This is a genomic window from Streptomyces olivochromogenes (assembly GCF_021538895.1).
Taxonomy (GTDB): Bacteria; Actinomycetota; Actinomycetes; order Streptomycetales; family Streptomycetaceae; genus Streptomyces; species Streptomyces olivochromogenes_A.
In genome coordinates, this window is the sequence record NZ_JADDRL010000133.1 from 1 (window position 1) to 24,480 (window position 24,480).

The 24,480-nt window shown below is 68.6% G+C and carries 22 protein-coding genes and 3 pseudogenes; 11 read left to right on the forward strand and 14 right to left on the reverse strand.

Translation table 11 applies throughout. The features are described 5' to 3' along the window. Positions 1 to 124 precede the first annotated feature (124 nt). A pseudogene (locus IPZ69_RS39945) lies at positions 125 to 319 on the forward strand (ABC transporter permease); the annotation flags it as partial. 174 nt (positions 320 to 493) lie between these two features. On the opposite strand, the gene IPZ69_RS39950 reads toward IPZ69_RS39945, so the two are convergent. The 7 genes from IPZ69_RS39950 to IPZ69_RS39980 form a co-directional block, all read right to left on the reverse strand. Then, positions 494 to 826 (reverse strand): 4Fe-4S dicluster domain-containing protein, encoded by a 333-nt coding sequence (locus tag IPZ69_RS39950; protein ID WP_235459648.1) that lies wholly within the window; start codon positions 824 to 826, stop codon positions 494 to 496. Beyond that, complete coding sequence (locus tag IPZ69_RS39955; RefSeq protein ID WP_235459649.1) at positions 823 to 2,427, reverse strand: FAD-dependent oxidoreductase; 1,605 nt, start codon at positions 2,425 to 2,427, stop codon at positions 823 to 825. Before IPZ69_RS39955 ends, IPZ69_RS39950 begins: the two co-directional genes overlap by 4 nt. Before the next feature lie 443 nt (positions 2,428 to 2,870). Then, positions 2,871 to 4,217 carry an LLM class flavin-dependent oxidoreductase gene (locus tag IPZ69_RS39960; RefSeq protein ID WP_235459668.1) on the reverse strand — a complete coding sequence of 449 codons (1,347 nt, stop codon included), beginning with the start codon at positions 4,215 to 4,217 and terminating at the stop codon, positions 2,871 to 2,873. Positions 4,218 to 4,263: 46 nt separating this feature from the next. After that, positions 4,264 to 5,316, reverse strand: coding sequence for an aliphatic sulfonate ABC transporter substrate-binding protein (locus IPZ69_RS39965; protein ID WP_235459650.1), 1,053 nt, complete (start codon positions 5,314 to 5,316; stop codon positions 4,264 to 4,266). A 59-nt stretch (positions 5,317 to 5,375) separates the two neighbouring features. Next, positions 5,376 to 6,116 carry an ABC transporter ATP-binding protein gene (locus IPZ69_RS39970; RefSeq protein ID WP_235459651.1) on the reverse strand — a complete coding sequence of 247 codons (741 nt, stop codon included), beginning with the start codon at positions 6,114 to 6,116 and terminating at the stop codon, positions 5,376 to 5,378. Further along, positions 6,113 to 7,003, reverse strand: coding sequence for an ABC transporter permease (locus IPZ69_RS47585; protein ID WP_235459652.1), 891 nt, complete (start codon positions 7,001 to 7,003; stop codon positions 6,113 to 6,115). Before IPZ69_RS47585 ends, IPZ69_RS39970 begins: the two co-directional genes overlap by 4 nt. Then, positions 7,000 to 7,896, reverse strand: coding sequence for a TauD/TfdA dioxygenase family protein (locus tag IPZ69_RS39980; protein ID WP_235459653.1), 897 nt, complete (start codon positions 7,894 to 7,896; stop codon positions 7,000 to 7,002). The genes IPZ69_RS47585 and IPZ69_RS39980 overlap by 4 nt, the downstream gene beginning before the upstream one ends. A 1,004-nt stretch (positions 7,897 to 8,900) precedes the next feature. Here IPZ69_RS39980 and IPZ69_RS39985 point away from each other — a divergent pair. After that, positions 8,901 to 9,100: pseudogene (locus tag IPZ69_RS39985) on the forward strand (esterase); the annotation flags it as partial. A gap of 180 nt (positions 9,101 to 9,280) precedes the next feature. Here IPZ69_RS39985 and IPZ69_RS39990 read toward each other — a convergent pair. Then, positions 9,281 to 10,153: a helix-turn-helix domain-containing protein gene (locus IPZ69_RS39990; protein ID WP_235459654.1), complete on the reverse strand. Its 873-nt coding sequence runs from the start codon at positions 10,151 to 10,153 to the stop codon at positions 9,281 to 9,283. Positions 10,154 to 10,292: 139 nt separating this feature from the next. Between IPZ69_RS39990 and IPZ69_RS39995 the strand changes: the two genes are divergently transcribed. Further along, positions 10,293 to 11,552, forward strand: a complete 1,260-nt coding sequence (locus IPZ69_RS39995; RefSeq protein WP_235459655.1) for an MFS transporter — start codon at positions 10,293 to 10,295, stop codon at positions 11,550 to 11,552. A gap of 233 nt (positions 11,553 to 11,785) precedes the next feature. Here the strand turns inward: IPZ69_RS39995 and IPZ69_RS40000 are convergent, their stop codons facing one another. Continuing rightward, on the reverse strand, positions 11,786 to 12,646 hold the full coding sequence (locus tag IPZ69_RS40000) for a S1 family peptidase (RefSeq protein ID WP_235459656.1): 861 nt from the start codon (positions 12,644 to 12,646) through the stop codon (positions 11,786 to 11,788). A 448-nt stretch (positions 12,647 to 13,094) separates the two neighbouring features. Between IPZ69_RS40000 and IPZ69_RS47590 the strand changes: the two are divergent. The 3 genes and pseudogenes from IPZ69_RS47590 to IPZ69_RS40015 form a co-directional block, all read left to right on the forward strand. Next, positions 13,095 to 13,247: pseudogene (locus IPZ69_RS47590) on the forward strand (tetratricopeptide repeat protein); the annotation flags it as partial. A 107-nt stretch (positions 13,248 to 13,354) separates the two neighbouring features. Continuing rightward, a complete protein-coding gene (locus IPZ69_RS40010; protein ID WP_235459669.1) occupies positions 13,355 to 13,588 on the forward strand; it encodes a tetratricopeptide repeat protein in 234 nt (77 codons plus the stop codon). Between the two features lie 110 nt (positions 13,589 to 13,698). Then, the gene (locus IPZ69_RS40015; RefSeq protein ID WP_235459657.1) at positions 13,699 to 13,836 is read left to right on the forward strand and encodes a hypothetical protein; all 138 of its coding nucleotides are present in this window, start codon (positions 13,699 to 13,701) and stop codon (positions 13,834 to 13,836) included. Between the two features lie 131 nt (positions 13,837 to 13,967). On the opposite strand, the gene IPZ69_RS40020 is transcribed toward IPZ69_RS40015, so the two are convergent. After that, the gene (locus IPZ69_RS40020) at positions 13,968 to 14,306 is read right to left on the reverse strand and encodes a thioredoxin family protein (protein WP_235459658.1); all 339 of its coding nucleotides are present in this window, start codon (positions 14,304 to 14,306) and stop codon (positions 13,968 to 13,970) included. 246 nt (positions 14,307 to 14,552) lie between these two features. On the opposite strand from IPZ69_RS40020, the gene IPZ69_RS40025 reads away from it, so the two are divergent. Then, complete coding sequence (locus tag IPZ69_RS40025; RefSeq protein ID WP_235459659.1) at positions 14,553 to 14,852, forward strand: hypothetical protein; 300 nt, start codon at positions 14,553 to 14,555, stop codon at positions 14,850 to 14,852. On the opposite strand, the gene IPZ69_RS40030 is transcribed toward IPZ69_RS40025, so the two are convergent. Beyond that, on the reverse strand, positions 14,845 to 15,984 hold the full coding sequence (locus IPZ69_RS40030) for a PucR family transcriptional regulator (RefSeq protein WP_235459660.1): 1,140 nt from the start codon (positions 15,982 to 15,984) through the stop codon (positions 14,845 to 14,847). The genes IPZ69_RS40025 and IPZ69_RS40030 overlap by 8 nt on opposite strands. Before the next feature lie 86 nt (positions 15,985 to 16,070). Here IPZ69_RS40030 and IPZ69_RS40035 point away from each other — a divergent pair, with 86 nt between their 5' ends. The 3 genes from IPZ69_RS40035 (at position 16,071) to IPZ69_RS40045 (ending at position 22,089) form a co-directional block, all read left to right on the forward strand. Further along, positions 16,071 to 17,126 (forward strand): ferredoxin reductase, encoded by a 1,056-nt coding sequence (locus IPZ69_RS40035; protein ID WP_235459661.1) that lies wholly within the window; start codon positions 16,071 to 16,073, stop codon positions 17,124 to 17,126. A 7-nt stretch (positions 17,127 to 17,133) separates the two neighbouring features. Then, complete coding sequence (locus tag IPZ69_RS40040) at positions 17,134 to 18,252, forward strand: fatty acid desaturase family protein (protein ID WP_235459662.1); 1,119 nt, start codon at positions 17,134 to 17,136, stop codon at positions 18,250 to 18,252. Positions 18,253 to 19,653: 1,401 nt separating this feature from the next. Continuing rightward, positions 19,654 to 22,089: a GDSL-type esterase/lipase family protein gene (locus tag IPZ69_RS40045; protein WP_235459663.1), complete on the forward strand. Its 2,436-nt coding sequence runs from the start codon at positions 19,654 to 19,656 to the stop codon at positions 22,087 to 22,089. A 329-nt stretch (positions 22,090 to 22,418) separates the two neighbouring features. Here IPZ69_RS40045 and IPZ69_RS40050 read toward each other — a convergent pair whose 3' ends face one another. From IPZ69_RS40050 to IPZ69_RS40060, 3 genes are all read right to left on the reverse strand, one after another. Continuing rightward, positions 22,419 to 22,853 carry a DUF2267 domain-containing protein gene (locus tag IPZ69_RS40050; RefSeq protein ID WP_268835637.1) on the reverse strand — a complete coding sequence of 145 codons (435 nt, stop codon included), beginning with the start codon at positions 22,851 to 22,853 and terminating at the stop codon, positions 22,419 to 22,421. Positions 22,854 to 22,914: 61 nt separating this feature from the next. Next, positions 22,915 to 23,310 carry a DUF2267 domain-containing protein gene (locus tag IPZ69_RS40055; RefSeq protein ID WP_235459665.1) on the reverse strand — a complete coding sequence of 132 codons (396 nt, stop codon included), beginning with the start codon at positions 23,308 to 23,310 and terminating at the stop codon, positions 22,915 to 22,917. Between the two features lie 105 nt (positions 23,311 to 23,415). Beyond that, positions 23,416 to 23,847, reverse strand: coding sequence for an Hsp20/alpha crystallin family protein (locus IPZ69_RS40060; RefSeq protein ID WP_235459666.1), 432 nt, complete (start codon positions 23,845 to 23,847; stop codon positions 23,416 to 23,418). A gap of 126 nt (positions 23,848 to 23,973) precedes the next feature. Between IPZ69_RS40060 and IPZ69_RS40065 the strand changes: the two genes are divergently transcribed. After that, on the forward strand, positions 23,974 to 24,480 hold a 507-nt coding region (locus IPZ69_RS40065), incomplete at its 3' end, for a type III effector protein (protein WP_235459667.1).

The window sequence follows — 24,480 nt, forward strand, 5'->3', positions numbered from 1 at the left end:
CAAGGCGGTCGACGACGCCGGTCTCGGCACCGAGTAGCGATATCCGAACCCCACGAGTCCCCAGGAGGGTGACGACCCTTCGTCACCCTCCTGGGAACCACCGGCTGCGGCAAGTCCACGGACGCCGCTGCTCCTGCGGGCCGACCGGACGCTGGGCGCCACCGGACTGCGCGGGGCCTTGCACATCGTGATGCCGGGGGCGCTCCCCCGCTGTCCGGCAGGGCCGAAGCAGAGAGGGGGGTGCTGCTGGCGGCCGCTGATGGCCGCCGAGCTCATCGCCTCTTCGTCCGATCTGGGCGTCGGCCGCGGCCAGTTGCTGCTGATCTTCAGCCCAGGGCACCGACCTGACGCCGTCGCGCGCCGCGCAGGCACGGCTTCTCAGAGCCCAGTGAATGTACGCATCGATGTCCCCCACCGGATCGCGGTCCGGATCGTGATCCGGGATGACGGCGGTGTACGACCGAGAAAGGCGTTCAGCGGCATCGCTCATGGCTCAATCCGGGAACTGGGGCCCAACCGCAGTACGTGCACCGAGCGCCCTTCCCTTGCCCCAGCCCAGCTCGCGCCGATACCCGCCGAGCAGGCCGGATTCCTCGAGCTCCCGCACGTCATGGAAGCGCGAGCCGGGAGCGACCGCGGTCGCCTGAGGTGCGACGAACAGCGCGTCGGCCGGACAGTACGCCTCACACTGGAAGCAGGTCTGGCAACTGTCGTGCCTCGCGATCACCGGAACGCCGTCAGGGCCGCGGTCGAAAACGCGCGTCGGGCACACCTCGACGCACAGGTCGCACCCGATGCAGCGGTCCCGCTCAACAACCTCGATCATGCTGCTCGACCTCCTGCCCCGGTCGACGGCCGCGACACCGACTCCGGACGGCTCCAGACCTCGTCGAGCCCACCGGTCAGCAGCCGGTGGCGCTGTGCCGGGTCCTGCGTCGGCCGGTCCACGCGCTTGTGCATGCCGCGCGACTCCGTCCGCTGCAGAGCCGCGTGGTACATCCAACGACCGTGTGCCACCATCGCGGCCGCTTCCCTGGCCCGGAACACATCCTCGCCACTGGCGCCCAGTCCTTCGCGGACCGCGGACCACGTCCGGTGCAACGACCGCAGGGCCGGCTCGAGACGATCCGCGTGCCGCAGGTAGTTGCGGTCATAGGGCAGCACCTCTCGCTGCACCTCGGCAACGACCTCACGGTGTCCCACGGTCACGGTGCCGGTGGGGCGGAGGCCGACCGTGCCCACTGAGCGCGGCTCGCGGCCCGGACGACCTCGTCGTGTGGCGAATGCCGCGGCGCCCCGGCCCGCCCAACTGCCCGAGGACACCGCCCACGCGGCGTTATGGCTGCCGCCTCCGGTGAAACCGCCGCAGATCAGCTCCCTTGTCGCGGTGTCGCCGGCCGCGTACAGACCCGGGACGTCGGTCGAGCAGTCCTCACCCGCGATCCGCACGCCGCCCGTGCCCCGCACCGTGCCCTCGGCGAGCAGGGTGATCTCGAACAGGTCGGTGAACGGGTCGATGCCCAGCCGGTCGAAGACCAGGAAGAAGTTCGGCTGGCCCTTGCGCATCGCGCGCTGTTCGTCCGGCGTGGCGCGGTCGATCCGCGCAAAGACCGGTTCCTTGAGGAGGGCCCTCGCGATCGCCGACCGACCGCCCTTGCTCGCTGCGCCTTCGAGCCCCGAGCCGTCGGAGTGATAGAAGGTCGCCCAGGAGTAGTAGGCGGTCTTGGTCAGTGAAGTGCCCTTCGGAGCCATGGCGTAGGCGTTGGAGAACTCCATCCCGGACAGCTGCGCTCCTGCCTCGACGGCCAGGAGGGCGCCGTCTCCGGTGTTGACGTCACAGCCGAGGGTCTTGGACTGGAAGGCACACCCACCGGCGGCGAGCACGACCGCACCCGCCTCGAGACACACGACTTCTCCGGTCGTACGATCGAGCGTCCGCGCGCCGGACACGACTCCGTCCGCATCGACCAGCAGCTCCAGCGCCGGCGTGTGATCGAGGATGCGGACGCCCAGACGCTGCACCCGGGTCCGCTGGCGGCGCATGTACTCCGGCCCCTGGAGGTCATTACGGATCTGCCGGCCGCGAGTGTCGACGGGGAACGGGTAGCGCTGTACCCGGGCGAGTTCGTCCATGCGGGCGTGGGTCTCGTCGAGGACGCGCGCCATCCAGTCCCGGTCGGCGAGGTAGCCGCCGAGCCCCTCCCGGCTCGCCATGGCGGCCTCCCGCAGTTCGGGATCGTCGTCGACGTACCAGATGCCGGTGCCCACCGATGCGGTCGCACCGCTCGCACCGGTGTAGCCCTTGTCGGCCAGGACGACATCGGCGCCGGCCTGGGCGGCCTTGATCGCGGCCCAGGTGCCCGCGGGGCCGCCACCGACCACGAGCACGTCGGTGGCCAGGGTCTGTTCAAAATGAGTACGCGTCATGGCATGCGTTCCTTCCCGGGACGGGGATCAGGGCCTGAGGCGGCCGGTGGCGAACAGGGCGGCGGACCACGCCGAGAGCACGGCGGCGAAGGCCCGGACCACAAGCAGGAGCCAGCCCGCGTCGACGTGGACCGGCCAGAAGACGGGGCGAGAGAGCTCAGGACGCCCTGGAGCGGAGGCAGCTGTCTGACCGAGTGGAAGACGTCGCCAAGCAAGCCCAGCAGCAGCAGATCGATCGACTCCATGGAGTAGACATGGTCGAGCGATGTGGGGCGGCTGCCCGCCATCAAGCCCACCTGTGCGACGACCAGGAACACACCGTGCGTGCCCAACAGCAGGGCGAGGGGCGGGCGACGCTCCCGCCGACGGAGAGCGGGAGAGCCATCGCCGGCACTCCCCCACCTACGACGGCGCCTCGGACGAGCAGAGCCGACGTCTTGTGGTCAGTCACCGGACACGTGGGGCTCCTCCGGGTGGAACTGGTTGGCCGGCACCGGAAGCCCGTAGTGCTCGCGCAGGGTCGTTCCTTCGTACTCCTCACGGAACAGGCCCTTGCCGCGAAGGATCGGCAGGACGTGCTCGATGAAGCTTTCCAGGCCGGACGGCAGGGCCGGCGCCATGATGTTGAATCCGTCCGCGGCACCGCCCTCGAACCAGGTGATGATCGTGTCCGCCACCTGTTCAGGCGTGCCGATGAACTCGAAGTGGCCGCGGCCGCCGCCGAGCCGCGAGATGATCTGGCGGACCGTCAACCGCTCGCGTACGGCGAGCTCGATGATCAGGTCGGAGCGGCTCTGCGAGCCCTCCAGCTTCGGCCGCGCGAGGATGAAGTCCGGCAGTGGCGCGTCGAGTTCGAACACCGTCGGCTCGGTCTCGAAGACCGTGGCCAGCTGCCGCAGCCCGTACTCCGGGACGCGCAGCTCGTCGAACTCCTTCGCCAGCGCACGGGCCTCCTTCTCGGTCGACCCGATGTACGGGACGATCCCCGGCAGCACGACCACACCGTCCGGGTCACGCCCCGCGACCCTCGCCCTGGCCTTGATGTCGGCGTAGAAGTCGGCTGCGCGCTCGTACGTCTGGTGGGCGGTGAAGATCGCCTCGGCATGCCGGGCCGCGAAGTCCTTGCCGTCCTCGGACGAGCCGGCCTGCACGAGCAGCGGGTAACCCTGCGGCGGGCGCTCGACGTTGAGCGGGCCGGCCACGGAGAAATACCTGCCCCGGTGGCTCGGCTTGTGAATCCGCGCGGGGTCGGCGTAACGCCCCGTGGCCTTGTTCGCCACGACGGCCTCGGATTCCCAGCTGTCCCACAGTGCCTTGGCGACGCGCAGGAACTCGTCGGCGCGGGCGTAGCGCTCGGCGTGGCCGGGACGGTTGACGAGGCCGAAGTTGGCCGCCTCGTCGGCCCCTGCCGAGGTGACGATGTTCCAGCCGGCGCGGCCGCCGCTGACATGGTCGACCGACGCGAGCCGGCGAGCGAGGTTGTACGGCTCGTTGTACGTCGACGACACGGTCGCTATGAGCCCGATCCTGCTGGTCGCCTGGGACAGCGCGGTCAGCAGCGTCAGCGGCTCCAGTTGGCCCGGCGGCCGGAACTCGCCGGTACCGATGAGTGCCGGGCCGTCCGCGAGGAACAGCGAGTCGAACTTGGCCCTCTCGGCCAGCTGAGCCAGCCTGATCCAGTGCTGAAGGTCGAAGTCGGCCCGCGGATTGCTGTCCGGGAGCCGCCACGACGCCTCGTGGTGACCCGCCTCCATGAGGAAGGCGTTGAGGTGGAGCCGACGCCTTGTCATGCTCACGCGTGCTCTCCTTTCCGTGTTCTGAGGGAGCCGAGCCTGATCAGGCGACCTGCAGCTTCGAGCTGTCATAGCCGGCCGGGAGGAGGTTGTCGGTGATCGATGAGACGTCGACCTTCTTGGTGATCTGGCCCGCCTCCAGGAAGGCGTCGGCGAGCTTCTGCTCCGCCGCGATGTCCGACTTCTCCACCGGGGTCACCCGGGTCTCGAAGGCCTTCAGGGACGCCTTGGCGTCGTCCAAGGGGATGCCCTCTTCCTTGGCGATCGCCTGCGCGTACTTGTCCTCGTGTTTGATGGCCCAGGCGAACTCGTGGGCCAGCCGCTGCAGGACATCGGTGAGAGCAGCCCGCTTGGTCTTGTCGTTCAGCGAACTCTCGCTCGCGACGTAGTAACTGCTCGTCTGGTCGATCGGAGGGAGACCCTTCGCCAGGATCCGCGCACCGTTCTTGACCGCGATCGCCGACTGCGGGTTCCAGATCGACCAGGCGTCCACCTTGCCGGTGTTGAACGCCGTGGCACCGGCCGCCGGGTCGAGGAAGACCAGCTTGACGTCCTTGGGGGTGAGGCCCACGCTCTTGAGCGCGTTGAGCGCCAGACCGTGAGCTGAACTGCCCTGCGGCACCGCGAGCTTCTTGCCCTTGAGGTCCGCGAGCGACTTCAGCGTCGATCCCTTGGGCACGATGATGTTCTCGTTCGCCTGGGTGGGCCTGAGGGAACGATTGACGGCCACGACCTTGAAGCCGTAATCCTTCGCGGCGCCCGTGATCGGCGGTACGTCGCCGACGGCTCCCAAGTCGATGTCACCCGACGCGGCCGCCTGCACGAGCGGCGGGCCGTAGGTGAAGCGGGCGAACTTCACCTTGTACGGCGCGTTGTCGAACACACCAGTGATCTTCGCCAGCTCCTGGCTGCCGTCACCGCCGTTGTCACCAATGGTGAAGGTGTACTTGCTCCACTCGGGGTGACTGTGGGCGCTCGATCCGCTCGGCTTGCTCAGGGGCGCGGCGGCCTCCGATGTCGACGCGCAGGCGACGAGGGTGCTCCCCAGTGCGAGCAGGCCAACGGCGACGACGGGTCGGGAGATTCTTCTGGACATGGGTTCTCACGTGCTTTCTGTGCTGTGTTGGGAGAAGTTGCCGGGTGTGGCGGGGGAAGTCAGTGCTGGTTGGCGAGACCGAGGTCTTCCAGGAGCGCGGAGCGCAGTTCCTCTCGGGCGAGGCTCGCCTCGCGGTCCGCGGCCGACAGCTCGACGAGGTGGGAGGTGCCGATGCGTCCGTTGCTCATGACGACGACGCGATCGGCCAGCGCGATCGCCTCGTCGACGTCGTGGGTGACGAGCAGCATGGCCGCGTGGTGTTTACTCCGCAGCGCCCGTACGAGGTCGTGCATGCGCAGCCGAGTGATCGCGTCGAGCGCCGCGAACGGCTCGTCGAGCAGCACGAGTTCGGGCTCCGAGACCAGCGCCCGAGCCAGCGACACCCGCTGGGCCTCGCCGCCGGACAGCTCCTTGGGCCACGCCTTCTCGCGGCCCGAGAGGCCGACCTCGCAGAGCACGTCGAGGGCCCGCTGGTCGGCGTCCGGTCCGTGCAGGCCGAGGGTGACGTTGCGCAGCACCCGCTGCCACGGCAGCAGACGGTCGGCCTGGAACACGATCGCGCGCTTCGCCGGCACCTCCACCCGCCCGCCGTCGGGCCGGTCAAGACCGGCGAGCAACCGCAGGAGGGTGCTCTTGCCGCAGCCGGAGGGGCCCAGCAGGACCACCAGCTCCTCGTCGGCGACAGTGAGGTCCAGGTTGTCGAGGACGACCCGGTTCCCGAACTGCCGGACCACCTTCTCCACGACGGCGCCGGCCTGTCGGCGGAGCTGGGCGCTTTGCGTAGCAACCGTGGTGCTCATGCTGCCTCATAACTGGGGCGCCACCGCAGCAGCACCCGCTCCAGAGCCCGGACGAACTGGTCGGCGAGCAGACCGAGAAGCGAGTAGATCACCAGCCCCACGAAAACCTGGTTGGTCTGCAGGTAGGTCTGCCCTTGAGTGATGAGGAAGCCGAGACCCTCGTCCGCATTGACCGTCTCCGCGGCGACCAGTCCCAGGACGCTGTACGCGAGGGAGAACCGGAGGCCGACCAGGAACCCCGGCAGGGCTCCGGGCACCAGGACACGGGTGACCAGGCGCCAGGTGCCGGCGCCCGTCGTCCGCGCCATCTCGATCAGACGCTGATCAACACCCCGGATCGCGGCGAACAGGTTGAGATACATCGGAACGCCGGCACCGAACGAGATGAGGAGCACCTTCGTGAGCTCGTCGATACCGAACCACACGATCATCAGCGGCAGCACCGCCAGCAGCGGGATCGTGTTGAGCACCTGCACGATGCCGTTGAACAGATACTCGCCACTGCGCAGCAGACCACCAAGCACCCCGGTGACAATGCCCACCGTCAGGCCGATCGCGAGACCGATACCGGCGCGCTGCAGAGAGATCGCCAGGTCCGGCCCGAGGACGCCCTGCTGCCACAGGTCGACGGCGGACTTCACGATGGAGGTCGGTGCCGGAGCATAGGTCTTCGCCAGAACTCCGGCCCTGGCGAGGACCTCCCAGACGATGAGGACCGCTATCGGAGTCGTATAGATCCCCAGTGGCCAGCGCAGGCGCTCGCGGAACGTGCTGAACCCCGTTTGGCGGCGAGCGTCACGCGGTAGGAAGACCTCGCGCCCACTTGTGGCGCGTGGCGTCTCGGCAGCCGGTGCTACGGCCGGCGCCTTGAGGCTGACGTCGGTCACGCCGCCACCTCCAGCACGCTGCTGTAGTGCGAGGCGTCACCGACGAGCGGCTCGCTGCGGCGTCCGTCGACGCCGACCGGCACGTCTCCCGCGACCGTCACCCTGTTGAGGCGGCGCGGGTGGTTGTCGTAGTTGTCCACGGCGTAGTGCTGGGTGATCCGGTTGTCGAAGATCAGCAGCTGGTCTGGGGACCAGGTCCAGCGCAGGATGTTCTCCGGACGGATCACGTACGACTGGAAGATGCGGAGCAGATCCGCCGACTCGCTGCTCGGCAGACCGACGATCCGCTTGGCGAACCCGCCGATGAACAGCCCGCGTTCACCCGTCAGCGGATGCACCCGCACGAGAGGGTGCTCTGTCTCGTACGGTGTCGAGACGAAGACCCGGTCGTACTCTTCCCGCAGCGCCGACGTGGCCGAAGGGCGCGCGTAGTCGTACTGGTTGGTGTGCACGACCCGAAGCGAGTCCGCAAGGGCGCGGAGTGGCTCGGGCAGGTCGCGGTAGGCCGCGGCCGCGTTCGCGATGAGCGTCTCGCCGCCGTACGGCGTGGTCACGATGGACCGGAGTGTGGTGACCTGCGGCGGGTTGACCACGAAGGTGACGTCCGTGTGCCATTCGTTGGCCTTGGAGGTCTCACTGTCGACGGCGAGCACGTTCGTCGTGCCGTCGGCGGCCGGCACGTTCGGGTGAGCGGTTGTCAGATCGCCGAACCACCCGGCGACGCGCTCCTGACCGGCGTTGTCGAGGTTCACGGTGTCGAGCACGATCGCCTTGTGCTCGTTGAGGGCATGACGGAGCGTCGTGACCGTAGAGGGATCGGGGGGCGCCGTGAGATCGACACCTTCGACGAGCGCGCCGATGCGTCCCGTGAGCTTGCGGATGGACGGAGGCATGGGAGGTCCCTCTCAAACAATTGGGGGCACTGCCGGGGGCCGAGAGCCGGAGTGAACGGGTGATGGGCAGGGGTGAATGGCCGCGAAGTCGGTCCTCGGTCTGGGCGAGATGCCAGGAACCGACGACTACTCGAGGAGCGCCCTATGAGGGGCGAGCCGTGTGGTGGTGTTCGTGCGAGCGCTGACGGACGGCACGTCGCCTCACCGATTTCGAACTGTTCCGCAACGTCTCCCCATAACCAGAGAAAGAAGGAGGGGGAGGAGAGAGGAGCGGGAGAAGAAGGCGGTCAGGCGGTGAGCACCGCGGTCCTCAGGGGAGGCACCGCTGGGGCGACGGCTTCGCGCCGCCCCACCCGGAGATACGTCGCCGGCGTGCACCGGCCGCTGCCGAGGGCCACCTTGCGGATCAGCGACACGCTTTCCGGATCAACGGCAACAGAACGCGCTGGAGACGTGCGCCAGGTCGATGTGGCGCCGCCGAGTCAAATCCACGCGCGGGGTCATGGAACGTGAGTTGAGCAGATCTCCGCCCCTTCGGTCAATAGATTCCGGACAGGTCTCACATCGCGGAAGCTGGAGCTTCTCCGCCTCCTTCAGAACGGAGCCGCGGAGCCGCTCACCGCGGCCGAACAGACGGACGGCGTTGCGCACGGCGTGGGCCGTGACCTGCTTGCCGATTTCGTTGCCGGCGTTGACGTGAATCCGGACGGCTTCTTCATCGATCCGTTCCCGCCGATCAGTGACAAGCGCGTGCGCCGCCGTTGACTCACGGCACGCGCGAGGCTGCGGAACGGGCCCACCTCATCGGGGCGAGACGCGTCAGCGAGCGGGATCGGCCACGGCGTTTCGCCCGGAGGCTGTTTCCGGGCGGCCCGGCCGTGCTCGGTGTGCGGTGGCCCGGGTCCGGGCGTCAGGCTGGAAGACAAGGCAGACCCACGCGCCCGTGACGGCGCTGTCCTGACCGGGTACGAGCGCGATCCGCACGCGAAGGCAGGGGAACCGTCATGACCGCACCCGTTCTCGAAGGGGCGGCTCAGGAGATCGCCGACGCGACGTCAAAGCCGCCCTTTCTCTACGAGCTTGGTGCAGAGGGTGCCCGAAAGGTGCTGGACGACATCAAGGCGCTCCCGTCGACAAGCCGAATGTGGACGATACCTGGCTCACGGTGCCGGCAGAGGTCGGCGACGTTCGAATCCGCGTCGTTAACCGGTCGGCGCCCGCTACCCATGACCGGCTCGCGGCACAGGGCCTGGATGTGTCCCGCATGGCGTACGCGCGCCACCTCACTCAGGCCGACGTTGCCACCACCAGCATCCGATACAACGGCATCCTCCACGCCTTCATGATGCTCAACCCCGCCAGAGGATTGACCCATTGCCTGTCATCAGGTCGTGCGCGGGGTGGATGTCCTGGACACCGTGCGCGGGGGCGGAGCGGTACGGGCGTCGTCGGCGAGGGTGCGCAGCAGGACGAGGGCGTCGGCGCTGGGGGTGCCGGGTTCGGCGGAGTAGACCAGCAGCCGCTGGCCTGGAGCGCTGGCGACGGTGAACGACTCGTAGTGCAGATACATCTCGCCGACCTGCGAGTGCCACAGCGGTTTGTCGTCGCTCGTGCAGGGCCGTACCTCGTACCGAGCCCACAGGTCGGCGAAGGCCGGGCTGTGCAGGCAGAGTTCACCGATGACCTGGGCGACACGCGGGTCGTCGGGGTAAGGGGCCGCCTGTGCGCGCAGGTTGCTGACCATGCCGCGGGCGGCGCGCTCCCAGTCCTGGTAGAACCGGCGGCCGACGGGGTCGAGGAACACCATCCGCAGCTGGTTGTCGATCCGGGCGAAGTCACTGAACAGCTGCCGCCCTGACGGGTTGGTGGCCAGGATGTCCAGCGCGGGGCCGACGATACAGGCCGGCAGATCCAGGAAGTGGTTCATCAGCCGCGACAGTTCGGGGCTGACGGTGGTCACCGGAGCGGCACTGGTTCGGGGCGCGGGCTGGGCGAGCCGGAACAGGTGAGCCGCGGCGGCGTCGTCGAGGTGCAGGGCGCGCGCGACCGCACCGAGCACCTGCTCCGAGGGATGCCGTTCGCGGCCTTGTTCCAGGCGGGTGTAGTAGTCCGTGCTGACTCCGGCGAGCAGCGCGACCTCCTCCCGGCGCAGGCCCTTGACCCGTCGGGAGGTGTGCGAAGGCAGACCCGCCTGCTGCGGATGGATCAGGTCGCGACGGGCGCGCAGGAAGTCGCCGAGCTCGTTCGCCCTCGTCATGCCCACAAGGTACCGCCCGGTGCGCCGGGCAGCCTGGGTGTGCCGCACCCTGGCTGGGCGGGGGTGCGGCACACCCTTCTTCGCCCGCCGCCGCCTTCCTAGCGTTGCTGCCCCCACCTCGGAAGGAAGGCGTGAACACATGCATCAACCGGTGAGCGTGCCCGAAGTGGCCGTACCGCAGCGGACGACTCCAGCATTGACCCTGGTCATGGCGGTGGCCTGCGGGTTGACCGTGGCCAATCTCTACTACGCGCAGCCTCTGCTCGACCTTGTGGCCCGATCCTTCGGCGTCGGCCAGGGCGCGGCCACGACGGTGGTGACGCTGACCCAGGCCGGGTACGCCCTGGGCCTGCTGTTCCTGTTGCCGCTGGGCGATCTGGTCGAGAACCGCCGGCTGGCGACGCGGACGCTGCTCGTGACGGCGACCGCACTGCTGCTGGCCGGGGCGAGCCCCGTGTTCGGGATGTTCCTCGCCGTCTCGGTGCTGGTGGGAACGACGTCCGTGGTGGCACAGATACTGGTGCCGCTGGCGGCCCACCTCGCCCTGCCCGACCAGCGCGGCAAGGCAGTCGGCCAGGTGATGAGCGGTCTGTTGACCGGCATCCTGCTCGCCCGGACGGTGGCGAGCCTAGTCGCCGAGCTACTGGGCTGGCGGGCGATCTACGTGATCTCCGCCGTCCTGATGCTCGTACTCGCGGTTGTCCTGCGCCGGATACTGCCACAGCACGCACCGGACCACACCACCGGCTACCGCACCCTGCTGGCGAGCCTGGGCGAGCTGGTCCGGCACGAGCCCGTCCTACGCCGTCGGGCCCTGTGCCAGGCGAGCATGTTCGGGGCATTCACCACGTTCTGGACGTCCATCGCCTACGAGTTGGTCGACGAACATCACTTCGGCCAGGCCCAGATCGCCCTCTTCGCTCTGGTCGGTGCGGGCGGCGCGGTCGCAGCGCCGATCGCCGGCCGGCTCGCCGACCGTGGCCACGCCCACGGCGCCAGTGGAGCCGCGCTGCTGCTCGCCTCGGTGGTGTTCCTGCTCGCCGCCCTGGGACACGACAGCGTGCCGCTGCTGGTCCTGACCGCGGTTCTGCTGGACTTCGCCGTGCAGTGCCACCAGGTACTGAGCCAGCACGAGATCTACGCCCTGCGCGGCGACGCCCGCGCCCGCATCAACACCGTCTTCATGACCACGGTCTTCGTCGGCGGCTCCGCCTCCTCCGCCGTCACCGGGGCACTGCACACCGCCTACGGCTGGACCGGCGTCTGCGCCGTCGGCGCTGCGCTGCCACTCGCCGGCCTGCTGGTGTGGGCCCACGGGCGGCGGACGACGGCTCGTACACGAGCCCGGACGGACGCCGTGCCTGCGGCCGAGGCCGCAGACACCGTGGACGTCAGGTGAGTCGTCGTCTCTCTGAGGAAACGGGCGCGTCATTTCCTCGTCATATTCAGCGTTCAGCACGACCAGGACCTGCGCGCCACACGACTTCCGCTGACCAGCGGCGACGAGCTCGACAACCTCGCGGCGCCGGACCGTGGTCAGCGCGGCGACATTCGCGCCGGGCTACAGGCGGACCGCGTCCAGCACCGCCGTCCACGATGTTCGGCCTGTCTCCAGCGCGGCCACGCTCAAGTTCAGCCGGCGGCGACCTGTCCGTCGCCGTTCAGGTCCACTCCGGTGGTTCGCTCCATCCATGGGAGCCTGCCCGCCACATCGGCGAAGACGAAGTTCCTGGAGTTGGAGACCACGCCGACCTGCTTGCCCTCGATGAACAGCGGACCGCCGGAGTCGCCGGGGCCGAACGTGCCGCTGACACCGGAGGTGCACACACCCGGCCCGTTGGCCCCATCCGTGCAGTCCCCGCCAACCGTGTCGACCTTGACCTGCGCAGTCTTCAACTTGTCCGACAGCTCGCCGGACTCGGTCATTCCCCAGCCGAACACGTCACCGGTGGAGCCGAGCGCGGGGGCGGCGTCGCCGAGAGGCGCCGTGGCCGCCGAGCCGGCACTGTCCTGAAGCTCCAGCAGCGCCAGGTCGAATCCCCTCTCGACGTGCGGAGCCTTTACCGCGATGGCCGCGCCCTTGTTCCTTTCCGTGCTGCCGATGAGAACCCTGATGGACTCGCCGCCTTCTGCGCAGTGCGCGGCAGTGAGCACCCACCTGGCGTCGATGAGCGTTCCCCCGCACAGGTTCTCGCCGCCCTCTCTGGTCGTGGCGACCTGGACCATGCTGGCCGGCGCACTGGCGGCCTCCTGACCGTTGGTGATCGCATACACGAACCCGTAAGAAGCTGTCGTGATCGTCGCAAGACCTGCGAGAAGGCCAACAGCGACTCCACGATGCCGGCGCATCCCATGACGACGGTGCATGAGAAGAACTTCCTTTCCCGTATCTTGGCTCACGCCAAAGTCATCGACGACCGCCGAAAACGCCCCCGGCCAGTGCGGCGCATCGCCTGTGCACGGATGAGGCACAGGAACGCTGCTTATGGTCAAAACGCATAGTCGAGCCCCTTCATGAGGTTGTGCGGGTTCGCCCAGGCGCAGATCCCGCGGGGCGTCGGAACTCGGTGCTGCCCGACGGGCATCGAGTGAAGAGCCAACTAAAGTCCGGCGGATCGGTCCTCGGGAGGATCCCGGGCATGGGCAGATCAGGAAAGGCCCACTGCCCAGGGCACTGTCACCGCTGAACTGACCCCCGGAGCCTGGGCACAGGAGTTCATGCTGCGAGCGCGAGTTTACGTTTCCTGGACCTACAAGATCCACTGTCAGGTGTGTCCACCCACCAGGGGGCGCTCGCCCCCTCCTCCCCGGGACGGTCATGGGCCATACGTGGGAAGGCAGCCACAACGCGCACTGCCGGGAGCTGAAAGGGGCTGAAGCTTACGCCCATTGAGCAGCGACTTACGTCAAGGAAGGGGCAGCGCGAGCCGCATGCCACCCGGTGCCAACGGCGCACTGGCCGTTCACCTGGGCGGGCGCGCTCGACCTCTTCGGCCGGCACCAGGAGGCAGCCGACCTCCACCAGCAGGTCCTCACCACCCGCGAACGCGTCCTCGGCGCCGACCACCCCGACACCCTGCTCAGCCGCAACAACCTGGCCAACGCGCTGGACCCCCTCGGCCGACACCAAGAGGCAGCAGACCACCACCGAACATCCTCACTGCCCGCGAACGCGTCCTCGGCACGGATCAGATTCCCACCCTGCACAGCCGCGACAACCTCGGCCTCGCGCTCAACCACCTCGGCCACCGCCAAGAAGCAGCAGACCACCATCAACACGTCCTCAGCACCCGCGAACGCATCCTCGGGCCCGACCACCCCCACACCCTGCACAGCCGCGACAACCTCGCAGCAGCACTGCGTGCTTCGGGGCGTGCGGGCACAGCCATGAGGCACGGGAGGAGGCGTTGGTTGCGCGGGCCGAGGCGTAGCTAAGGTTCGGTGCGCTCGTGGCCGTAGCGGGCGGGTCGGCCGAGGCTCACCCCAGAACCTGAACAACATGCGGCCCCTCGCCGCCCGGCCCCCGTACGGTCATCCATCCACAAATGCGCGGCAGCAAGGCCGCTGGCTCCTGGGCCGGCTCGCCCCTGCTCTCCGTGGACGCGGGCCGGCTGGTGCTGCGCTCCAGGCGCGGCACCGAGATGCTTCCGGCGTTTCCTGAGATCGTGGCCGGGTCCGAGTAACTGCCGGACGCGACCGCGCTGGACGGGGTTATGTGATCTGTGGGGGTGTCTCAGCCCCAAGGTGTCTCAGGCGGCGCAGCTCCCATAGACGAGACGTGATGGGCGTCGCGGCCGCGTGCCGCAGCGGCCGCTCAGAGGTGGCCCTCCAGGAACTTCCGTACCTCGGCGATGGTCATAGGCCCCGTGCCGTGCGCCACCACCTCTCCCTCCTTCAGCAGGACGCAGGACGGGGCTCCGGTGATCCCGTATCGCTCGGTTGCGGCCGGACAACGTGTGATGTCGGCGCGGACGACCGTCAGGCGGCCCGTGTAGTCGTCGGCGATGCCACCCACGACGAGGTCCATCACCCGGCAGGGCTCGATTGCCTTGGGCCATGTCCCGGTGAAGTATGCGAGGACCGGAACTCCGCTCATCCCGAGGATGAAATTGAACTCCGCGTCCTCACGGGGTCGGTGAACCCGCTTCGCCATGGAAACTCCTGACCTCACGTTCCGTCATTCCATCCCCATCATCCCTCGCGCGGTGTGCCAGGCCGGCCCGGTCGGTCGTCCGGTTGACCTGTCGGAAGGGAGGCATGGGGCCGTCGCAGAACCACGGTGGTCCCCGGCGCGAGCGGCCCGGCCCCCTGGTGACCCGGCCTGGCCGCCCCTCCGGTCACCCACTGCAGCCCGCCACGCGCCCGTGGGTCAGCTCGTGCCAGGACAGTGCATGAGGACATGAAAGCTGTTTTCCAGGGCATAGCGGCCCAGATCACCGACCAGATGCTGGATGAGCGCGTCGACGAACGGGCCGGTGCGCATCGTCCACCGGATCCAGTCGAGGTGTATCCGCCACCGCGCTTCTCAAAGACAGCGCTCCCGACGGGCTTTCCGAGGCCTTGTCTGGTCTTCACATCAACCCCCGGTCTCAGCTGGCTCATACCGCTCTTCCCCGGGCCGCATGAGCCAGCTGATGGCATCGAGAACGAGGCACGATTCCTGGACTGCTCGCGGACGGTCGAAGTACGCGTCAGCTGACCCGAAGACCGACCGCCAGCGTCAGTTCAAGGACCCGGTGCGGCAATGCGAGATCCGGAAACAGCTCCCGCAGCTGCGACATCCGGTACCGGACGGTCTGGGGATGGACGAACAACGCCGCCGCCACCTCGTCCCGCCTGCCCTGGTGCAGCAGCCACGCCCGCAACGTCTCCTCCAGCCGCCGCGCGGTCGCGACAGGCAAGGTCCGCAACGGTGCGAGGGCTCGGGCACGCAGGTCCGCGAACGCGTCCACGTCGGCGCTCAGCACCAGCTCGGGCAGGTGGTCCTCGGTGTCGCGAATATCAGAGGAGAGGAGGCGCGCGCGGACGGCTCGTGCGTACGAGGCGGACGCTCGAGTCCATGGCCGGGCCGGGCCGACCACGGCGGTGCGGTCGGTCAGCTGCCGCAAGAGATGCGACCGGTCGGCATCGGGGACGAGTAGCACGCCGGTGGCGTCCGGCAGATCGTCGAGGACGAGGGTGCTCGGGTCGAAGGCGCGGTAGGCAGGCCGGGCCTGGGCGGCGGGCAGCAGGACTGCGGTCAGCGAAACCGGAGGCTGCCACCCGGCCCGTTGAGCAGAGGCCAGCAGCACGTCCGGGCTCGCACCGGCGACAAGGTCGCGGGCCAGCTGCTCCAGGTGGCGCTCGTGATCCCTGCCCCGGGCGGCCAGTTCGTCGGCGTGGCCCGCGGCGCTCGCGGCGGAGAGCTCGTCGATGTACGCGAAGGTCAGCTCGGCGAACTTGGCGACCTCGGCGGCGGGCAGACCTACGGGTACGGCACCCGCTGCCAGGCATCGCCAGGCCACGCGGGCACCGACGCGGTAGGCCCTGAGCAGGGCGTCCATCGAACGGCCGTCGCGCACCTCGCCACGGCCGAGCTCGTAGGCCGCGTCACCGCCGTCGCCGCCTGTGGCGTTCCCGCTCGCGAGGTCCAGGTAGTGCCCCAGGGCGGTGCGGACGGCTCGGCGGATGGTGGCGCCCATGTGGCCCGTAAGGGCGTTGGCGTAGGGAGGGACCTCGTCGATGATCGCCTGGACGACCTCGTCGGCGGTGGCCTTCAGCCCAGCCCGAAGTACGGTGACCGTCGTCTCATCCAGGGCCAGTTCGCTGGCCCTCCGGATCACATGGTTCACGTTCTATTCCCTGCGAACAATTCTGCCGTCCTGATTTACGTCCTTCGGTTAGGACCTTACGCCCTGAGGCACAGCAAGCTGGAGCCATGACGAGTACAGCCCTCCGCAGCAGGGCGTGGAAACTGCTGGAGATGGTCACGACGCCGCTGCTGCCGTCGGACTACCTCGACCTGGTCAGCCCGCTGCGTGCGGGCGCCGACCTGCGGGGGCACATCGAGGCCGTGCACCCCGAGACGGGTGACGCCGCGACCATCGTGATCAGACCGGGGCGGGGCTGGCGCGGCCACACAGCCGGTCAGTACGTGCGGATCGGGGTCGACGTCGACGGGGTGCGCCTGTGGCGTGCCTACTCCATCACCTCGCCGACCAACCGCCAGGACGGCCGCGTCACGATCACCGTGAAGGCGATCCCGGACGGCAAGGTCAGCAACCACTTGGTCCGCAGGGCGACTCCGGGCACGCTGATCCAGCTCGACCAGGCGACCGGTGACTTCGTGCTGCCGCAGGCCAAGCCGACCAAGGTGCTCTATCTGACGGCCGGCAGTGGCATCACGCCCGTGATGGGCATGCTGCGCGACATCGAGTTCGACGACGTCGTCATGGTCCACTGCGCGCCACAGCCGCAAGATGTGATCTTCCGCAACGAACTGCACGACCTGGTCGCGGACAAGAAGCTGCGGCTCACCGAGGTGCACACCGCCATAGACGGCATGCTCGACATCGCTCGTCTCGACGAACTCGTGCCCGACTGGGCCGAGCGCGAGACCTGGGCTTGCGGGCCCGCGGGCCTGCTCGACGCCGCCGAAGAGCACTGGAGCGAGCACGGCGTACAAGAGCGCCTGCACACCGAGCGCTTCCGCCCGAGCATCGTCGTCGCCGGCGACGGCGGCGCGGTCACGTTCAGCGCCACCGGCAGGACCGTCGACGCGGACGGCGCCACGCCGTTGCTGGACATCGGTGAGGAGGCCGGCGTGCTCATGCCCTCCGGGTGCCGCATGGGCATCTGCTTCGGCTGCATCACGCCGCTCAAGGCGGGCGCCGTCCGCGACCTGCGCACCGGCGAGATCACCGAGGCTGAGCCGGGCGTCCTCATCCAGACATGCGTGTCCGCCGCGGCGGGCCCCTGCGACATCGAACGGTAGGAGCACCTTGACCGCCATCGACCCCACCGCCCACCTGACCGCGGAGCAGATCGAGGAGCTTGGCCGCGAGCTGGACGCGATCCGCGACGAGGTGATTGCCAGCCGCGGCGAGAAAGACGCCGCCTACATCCGTAAGGTCATCTCGGCGCAGCGCAAGCTCGAGCTGGTCAGCAGGGGCGTGTTGCTGTTCTCGATCTTCCCGCCCGCGTGGCTGCTCGGCACTGCCGGTCTGTCCGTGGCGAAGATCATGGACAACATGGAGATCGGCCACAACGTCCTGCACGGCCAGTGGGACTGGATGCGGGACCCGAAGATTCACTCCACCACCTGGGAGTGGGATCACGTCTCGCCGTCCGAGCAGTGGAAGCACTCGCACAACGAGCTGCACCACACGTACACCAACGTGATCGGCAAGGACAACGACCTCGGCTACGGCATCATGCGCGTCGACGAGGACCAGAAGTGGCACCCGTTCCACCTCGGCCAGCCGCTGTGGAACTTCATCAACGCCTGCTTCTTCGAGTACGGCATCGCAGCGTACGACCTGGAGCTCGGCAAGAACCTGCACAAGCGCCGCCGCAAGAACCCGGAGTTCCGCGCGCGGGCCAAGGCCGTGGGCCGCAAGATCCGCAAGCAGGTGCTCAAGGACTACGTGATCCACCCGCTGCTGTCGGGACCGTCGTTCCTCACCACGCTCGCCGCCACGTTCACCGCGAACCTGGTCCGCAACATCTGGTCCCACTCGGTGATCATGTGCGGGCACTTCCCCGAGGGCGTGCAGGTCTTCGAGCGCCGGTCGATCAGCGGCGAGACGCGCGGCCAGTGGTACCTGCGCCAGATGATGGGCTCGGCGAACATCAGCGGCAGCAGGGCCATGCACTTCATGACCGGCAACCTGTCGCACCAGATCGAGCACCACCTGTTCCCGGACCTGCCGAGCAACCGGTACGCCGAGGTCGCGGTGACGGTGCGCGCGCTGTTCGAGAAGTACGAGCTGGAGTACGTCACCGGTCCGCTGCCCAAGCAGGTGTTCTCCGCGTGGCACAAGGTCTTCCGGCTCTCGCTGCCGAACAAGAAACCCAAGGTCAAGACACCGGACCGCGAGCAGGAGCTCGTCGCGGCCTGATCCCGGTATTGCTTCAGATCTTTCGGCCGTACCGGCGGCACCGCCGGGTGCGGTGAGATCCGTTGCGGACGGTGGGCGGCCGCGACATCAGACCGTACGACACGGGATCCGGGCAGCCCGGTGTCCGGCTGCGCTGCCTGTACGTGCGCCAGGGGCTCAGCACACAGCCCCCGGCGAGGTGTTGTAGTGCGCTGACCTGCCGTGGTCGGGCCGGTAGTCGGGTGCGTACGCGCACTCGGTTTGCCGACGGGCCGGCTGACGTTCATCCGGCAGAGTGCCTTCGTCTTGGCCTTGATGGACCGAAGTGCCTTCTTGGCCGGGTAGTTGTAGACGTACTGCCGGTCGGTTCCTCGTTTCTGGTGGCGCTGGATGCGCCAGCCGAGAAAGTCGAGGCCCTCGTCGATGTGCGTGATCAGTGTCTTCTCCTCCGACAGCCGCAGGCCGACGGTGGAGAGGACTTCCGCCACTTCTGGAAGCAGTGCCTCGGCGTGTGCTCGGGTGCCCGAGACCAGAATGGCGAAGTCAAACCCAGCAGTACCTCGCGCATGCGATCTGTAGTCAGGGGCCCAACGAGACGTTGGAGATCTTGAAGGCTCGCTACGAGGCTCACGCCGCAGTCACAAGGGCGATGGTCGCGGTTCGGCTGTCCAATGGCGACCAGCGGATCCTCCGGCTCGCCGACGATCTTGTGATCGCAACATTCGCGCTGGACGACGTCGCCAATCACCCTGCGAGTCTTCGGGCGACGGCCACCGAGTCTCACAAAGCTCTGCGAGACGCTGCAGCTCGTCACATCCACTCGCGTGCACGGGTGGCTCTCCTCCCGTTCCGTCGTGGGCGCTGAGAGACTGCGAGTCCGTTCGATGCGGCCGATGCGTCGTAGCCGGAGCAACGCCTGGCCATCTATCGGTGTTCAGAGTGGCCAATCATGATTGAGTGAAATCCCACGACCTGCGATTCCGTCAGACGGGCTGTCGTCGGCGGTGCGGGCCGGGGCGCCCAGGGTGCGCCCGGCCCACCCCCAGAACTCCCCGCCCGGCTCGGTCTGCACGACCAGGGTCTTCGCGGCGCGGGCGTGGTGGGCGCGCATACGGCGCTCGGCGTCCGGATCAGGGGGAGGCGAGTCCACCAGTGATCTCCCGCAACTGGGCGGCGGCCAGGGAGGGTTGAGTTCAGTCGATCGGCGGCAACGGTCAGAGGCAGTTGGTCACCGTGTCACACCGCCAAAACCTCGCTGTCACCGCTCACCTCCATTCTTGACAGGAACATCACAAAGTGCACCACCGGTCCTCCAACGCCTCACGGCCACCCCCCAGGAGCCTCTTTGAAGAGACCAGTGACCGCAGACACGCCTGCCCCGCGTCCATGCGGGCCCAGTGAGCCGGGAGCGGGGTGCACGGGGTGCTGACAGCGCGTCTCGGGCGACGCGACACTCGCCCACGGCAGGGCTGGCGCCGATGGCTGATGCTCCTGGTGGTCGGCACCCTGCTCAGCCTTGGACAGACCGCCCTGGCCCCGCACGCGAGCGCCGCCGACATCCCCACGCAGGACCAGGTGCGGGCCGCGCTGAAGAGCGCCCCGGGCAGCAACCTGTTCTGGACCGGGCGGGAAGGCTCCTGCGAGAGCGAGAAGGACGGCGTCAAACCGCTCGCAGAGAAGTTCGCGCGCGAGCGCGGGCAGGAGACGCTGGAGATGCGTCTCGCGGACGCGGGCCTCAAGATGCCGCCGTTCGACACCCCGGACAACAACGCCAAGGAGATCTGGCGGTTCGCCTCGGCCGAATTCGCCCGGCAGACCTCCGACCAGGCGTGGGTGATCAAGGGCAAGTGCGTACGGAAGGGCAACACCTGGGAGACCCGGGAGCTGCCCGAGCTACAGAACAGAGGCAAGGTCAAGTGCATCTGGCAGATCAACGCAGGCGACCTCGCCCACGAGACGCTGATCTGGAACGCGTGGTGGTGGGGCAGCACCTGCAGGAACCAGGTGCACCTGCACAACAAGGCCGCGCTGGGCTGCGTCGCGTTCGACGAGCAGGACATCGAAGAAGGCTTCAGGTGGGCGCACTTCAACGAGGAGAAGCACGACGCCTGGAGCTCTCTGTACGGCTGGTGGTACATCGGCGGGGAACCCTGGTTCGGCAAGCGTGACTCCAGGATCAATCCCGAAGCCTACGGATACCAGTATTCGATCGAACCCGACGACAGCGGTCCCGCGAATCCCAGCTACCACGTGAACCATTCCGACAGGCTCATCGCCTGGTTCCTGCACTCCGATGACAAACGGCCGTACCTCATCCAGATCTACAACTACTCGGGCGGCTACTCGCCGTCGCGGCCCGAACGGTACAACGACGTCTGTAACTTCGAGACGGGGCTCAGGACCACGGATGTGTCCACCTCCACCGAGCAGTGCGGCTCGGCGGACGGCAAGACGTGCAACGTGATGGTCGTCGGCGACTCGATCAGCAACGGGTACGAAGGCGACAACACCTGGCGCTACCGGCTGTGGGAGTGGTCCCGGGACCAGAACTGGCCGGCCCACTTCGTCGGACCGCTGACCGGGACCGAGAAGCAGCAGGACGCCCACGGACCGCAGCCGCCACCGCTGGTGGAGAACGCCCAGGACCCGCCACCGGCACAGCCCGACCCCGCGCAGTTCACCGGCGCCTACGCCCAGACCGACGACCCGGCCTTCGTGCAGGGCGATTCGGGCCACTACGCCATGTGGGGCCGCACCCTGGGAGCGGACGTGGGCACCATCGAACTGGTCATGGCCGCGCAGGGCGCCCAGGAACATCTGCCCGACGTGCTCCTGGTCGAACTCGGCTTCAACGACATCGGCTGGCAGGGTGCCGGCGCCGGGCTGGTCGACACCATGAAGAAGTTCGTGGACAACGCCCGCAACGCCAACCCGAACGTGAAGATCGTGCTCGCCAACGTCCCGCAGCGCACCACACTCGGCGACGCCAACCCACAACTCCCACAGCGCACAAGGGACTACAACGCCGCCCTTGCGGCCGCGGCACCCGGCTGGTCCACCCCCGCCTCACCGGTGGTGATCGCCGACATCGACAAGGCGATGGGCTGCGGCCCGTCCTCCAAGACCTGCGCCACGGCCTACGACGGCCTGCACCCCAACCCGCTGGGCGAGTACCGCATCGCCTCCGCCTTCGGCACCGCCCTGCACGACGGGTTCGGCATTGGCGCCTCGCAGCCCGAGGCACCGGCGAGCGTCCCCGACCGGCAGGTGACCACACCCACCGGCCTGGTCTTCGACGGCACCAAGCAGGGGGTCACCGTCACCTGGGACAAGATCATCGGCGCGCACAGCTACGACGTGCAGTGGCGCGAAGTGGTCTCCGGCTCCGAGAAGCCCTGGGATACGGCCATCCCGTCGGCCGGGTTCAACCGGTGGGACCTGCCCTGGCAGTTCAGCTTCCTGCCGGTCGACGGCCATCAGTACGAGGTCCGGGTACGGGAGGTCGCGGGCGACGCCGACGACTTGAAGTCGGCCTGGTCGGAACCGGTTTCGGGCATCGCCCACCCGACCACGCCCAAGCCGCCGGACAAGGTGACCGCCGCCGTCGCGGGGCCGGGCGAGATCGACGTCAGCTGGACCCCGGTCTACGACGACTCCCTCACCCGCTACGCCGTCTACGTCTACGACACGGACACGCCGTTCGTCTTCGCCAAGGTCTACGGCTACGCCCCGACGGCGAACCCGCTGCGCCGCATCACCGGCCTGACCCCCGGCCACCACTATCAGGTGTACATGTGCAGCTGGAACGCGTCGGGCGAGGGGATGCCGCACATCGCCGAGGGAACGGTGGTGCCCTGACGGGGCGCCGCCGCCACCGTGAGCGACCGTCTCAGAGACGTGTGACGGTCCCGGCGGAAGGAGTCACGGGCGCGTGCCCGCTACGCGTGAGCGTGCGCCCGCGACTCCGCGCAGGCGTGGTGCGAGGCGGCTCAGTGCAGCGCGATCTCGCCCGCTTGGACGGCACGGAAGGCCCGCTCGACACCTTGGCGGTGAAGTCCCGGTTCACCAGGTCCAGCATCGGCTCTGTCAGCATGATGCCGGTGACCGTGACGCGCTGCGCGGTCTTTGCTGCGCGTGCACGGGTCGCGGTCACCGGCAAGCTGTGGCGCCGGAAAGGCGCGGCCCGTCTATGCGGCTTGGGTGAGTTCGGCGCGGCCGAACAGCAGTGCGTAGCCGGAGGGGAGCTGGCGCAGGATGCGGGTGATGAGGTCGGGGCCGGCGTAGGCCGCGACGGCGGAAAAGACGGACCCGGTGTCCCAGCGGGTGGTGCCCAGGGAGGCACCGGTGTGGGCGGCGAGGTCCTTGACGAAGGCCCAGCCGCCCAGCGGCTGGGTGTCGGGGATCTGGGCGGTGAGGATACGTGCGGCTTCGAGGGGGAGGCGGGCGGCCAGTTCGACGCGTTCGTCGCCGGTCAGCTGGCGTCCCAGGCCCGCGAGGACCAGGCGGACGGCTTCCTCAGCCTTCTCACGGGTGGGGTAGGCGCCTTCGTAGCGGACCTTTTCCAGCATGTGCTCGTAGGCCCTCCCGTAGGGCTGCTGGAGCGGTGCGCGCTGGTCGGACATCACTGCGGTGGTTGCCTTTCTGTCACCAGGGTCGTGGTGGCCGGTGTGCGGCCACCGGGGATCAGGTGGGCTGGGGGCGGCCGAAGAGGAGGTCGTAGCCCGCGGGGAGCTGGAGCAGGATCTCTTTGAGGAGGTCGTCGCCGGCGGCGTCGGCGACGGTGGACAGGACGGCGCTGACGTCCCAGGCGGCGGTGTGTTCGGTGGCGCCCTCGATCCAGGCCGCGGCCGCGCGCACGAACCGCTCCGGGGGCAACGGCTCGGCGCTCTGCAGCGGGTTGAGAAGGATCAGGGCGAAGCCTTCCGGCAGACGCGCCACCGGCTGGGCACGCACCTCGCCGACCAGGTGTGCGCCCAGCAGGGCGAGCACCACACGGGCCGCGCGTTCGGCTTCCTGCAGGGTGTCGTATTCGCCGCGTTCCTTCACATGGTCGAGGAACGCTTCCCGTCGCACCGTCACGTCGGCCGTCACCCCTTCCTCAGGTCCACGGGGCGGAGGACGGGCGAGGGGGAGATCAGATGGATGCCCGTCCTCCGCCGCTGTTCAGCCCTCATCGGGTCCGGCTCAGCCGGAGATCTCCTTGCGGCCGGTTCCGACGCCGATGGAGATCTTGCGGGGCTTGGCACGCTCGGCGATCGGGATGCGCAGGGTGAGCACACCTGCGTCGTAGTCGGCCTGGATGTGCTCGGTGTCCAGCGTGTCGGCGAGCACGATCTGGCGGGAGAAGACGCCCAGCGGCCGTTCCGACAGCTCCATCTGCACGTCGTCGGCCTTCGTCACGGGCCGGCGCTCGGCCTTGACGGTCAGCATGTTGCGTTCGACGTCGATGTCGATCGCCTCGGCGGTGACGCCGGGGATGTCGAAGGCCACCACGTACTGGTCGCCCTCGCGGTAGGCGTCCATCGGCATCGGGGACGGCCTGGACCAGGTGCCCGGGCCGATCAACTGCTGTGCGAGCCGGTCGAGCTCACGGAAGGGGTCGGTGCGCATCAACATCGGGAAACACCTCCAGAAGGTTCGGGCAGTTGCTGCCAATGCGCTCACTGACACCGTTGTAACATGTCATCCAATAGATGACAAACATGGTGTCGTCCAAAGGATGACCATCTGAGGGAGGTGCCCATGACCACGGCCGACCAGCCGGCATCGTCCAGCGCCGACACACGCAGCCCGGCGTCGTTCCTCGCCGCCGCGGCAGCCCTGGAGGCCATAGACGACGCCCTGCATGCCGCCTGGCGCCAGGTCCCCGGCACCGGCGAGACCCGCGACGTCGGCCCGGAGCAGGCCCTTGCCTCGCTTCTGCTGCTGCGGCAGGTACGCGAGCAGCTCGCCGGATGGGAAACCGGCCTGATCGAAACCGCCCGCCACGCGGGGGCCAGCTGGGCCGACCTCGCCCACCCCCTAGGCGTCGCCAGCCGGCAGGCCGCCGAGCGCCGCTACCTGCGCGGCCGGCCCGGCCCGGCCGGAACCACCGGCGAACAACGCGTCCAGGCCACCCGCGATCGCCGCGCCGCCGCGCGCACCACCGCCACCTGGGCCCGCCGCAACGCAGCCGACCTGCGCCGCATCGCCGGCCAGATCACCGCCCTCACCGACCTGCCTACCGCAGCCCGCCAACCACTCGGCCAG

What these genes read in the sequence shown, in the direction of transcription:
- IPZ69_RS39995 (WP_235459655.1), top strand. Translation starts at nt 10,293, where the DNA reads ATGCATCAACCGGTGAGCGTGCCCGAAGTGGCCGTACCGCAGCGGACG.
- IPZ69_RS40020 (WP_235459658.1), bottom strand. Translation starts at nt 14,306, where the DNA reads ATGGCGAAGCGGGTTCACCGACCCCGTGAGGACGCGGAGTTCAATTTC.
- IPZ69_RS39950 (WP_235459648.1), bottom strand. Translation starts at nt 826, where the DNA reads ATGATCGAGGTTGTTGAGCGGGACCGCTGCATCGGGTGCGACCTGTGC.
- IPZ69_RS40050 (WP_268835637.1), bottom strand. Translation starts at nt 22,853, where the DNA reads ATGTCCGACCAGCGCGCACCGCTCCAGCAGCCCTACGGGAGGGCCTAC.
- IPZ69_RS39990 (WP_235459654.1), bottom strand. Translation starts at nt 10,153, where the DNA reads ATGACGAGGGCGAACGAGCTCGGCGACTTCCTGCGCGCCCGTCGCGAC.
- IPZ69_RS39970 (WP_235459651.1), bottom strand. Translation starts at nt 6,116, where the DNA reads ATGAGCACCACGGTTGCTACGCAAAGCGCCCAGCTCCGCCGACAGGCC.
- IPZ69_RS40035 (WP_235459661.1), top strand. Translation starts at nt 16,071, where the DNA reads ATGACGAGTACAGCCCTCCGCAGCAGGGCGTGGAAACTGCTGGAGATG.
- IPZ69_RS40060 (WP_235459666.1), bottom strand. Translation starts at nt 23,847, where the DNA reads ATGTTGATGCGCACCGACCCCTTCCGTGAGCTCGACCGGCTCGCACAG.
- IPZ69_RS39980 (WP_235459653.1), bottom strand. Translation starts at nt 7,896, where the DNA reads ATGCCTCCGTCCATCCGCAAGCTCACGGGACGCATCGGCGCGCTCGTC.
- IPZ69_RS39965 (WP_235459650.1), bottom strand. Translation starts at nt 5,316, where the DNA reads ATGTCCAGAAGAATCTCCCGACCCGTCGTCGCCGTTGGCCTGCTCGCA.
- IPZ69_RS39960 (WP_235459668.1), bottom strand. Translation starts at nt 4,217, where the DNA reads ATGACAAGGCGTCGGCTCCACCTCAACGCCTTCCTCATGGAGGCGGGT.
- IPZ69_RS40015 (WP_235459657.1), top strand. Translation starts at nt 13,699, where the DNA reads ATGCGCGGCAGCAAGGCCGCTGGCTCCTGGGCCGGCTCGCCCCTGCTC.
- IPZ69_RS39955 (WP_235459649.1), bottom strand. Translation starts at nt 2,427, where the DNA reads ATGACGCGTACTCATTTTGAACAGACCCTGGCCACCGACGTGCTCGTG.
- IPZ69_RS40025 (WP_235459659.1), top strand. Translation starts at nt 14,553, where the DNA reads ATGAAAGCTGTTTTCCAGGGCATAGCGGCCCAGATCACCGACCAGATG.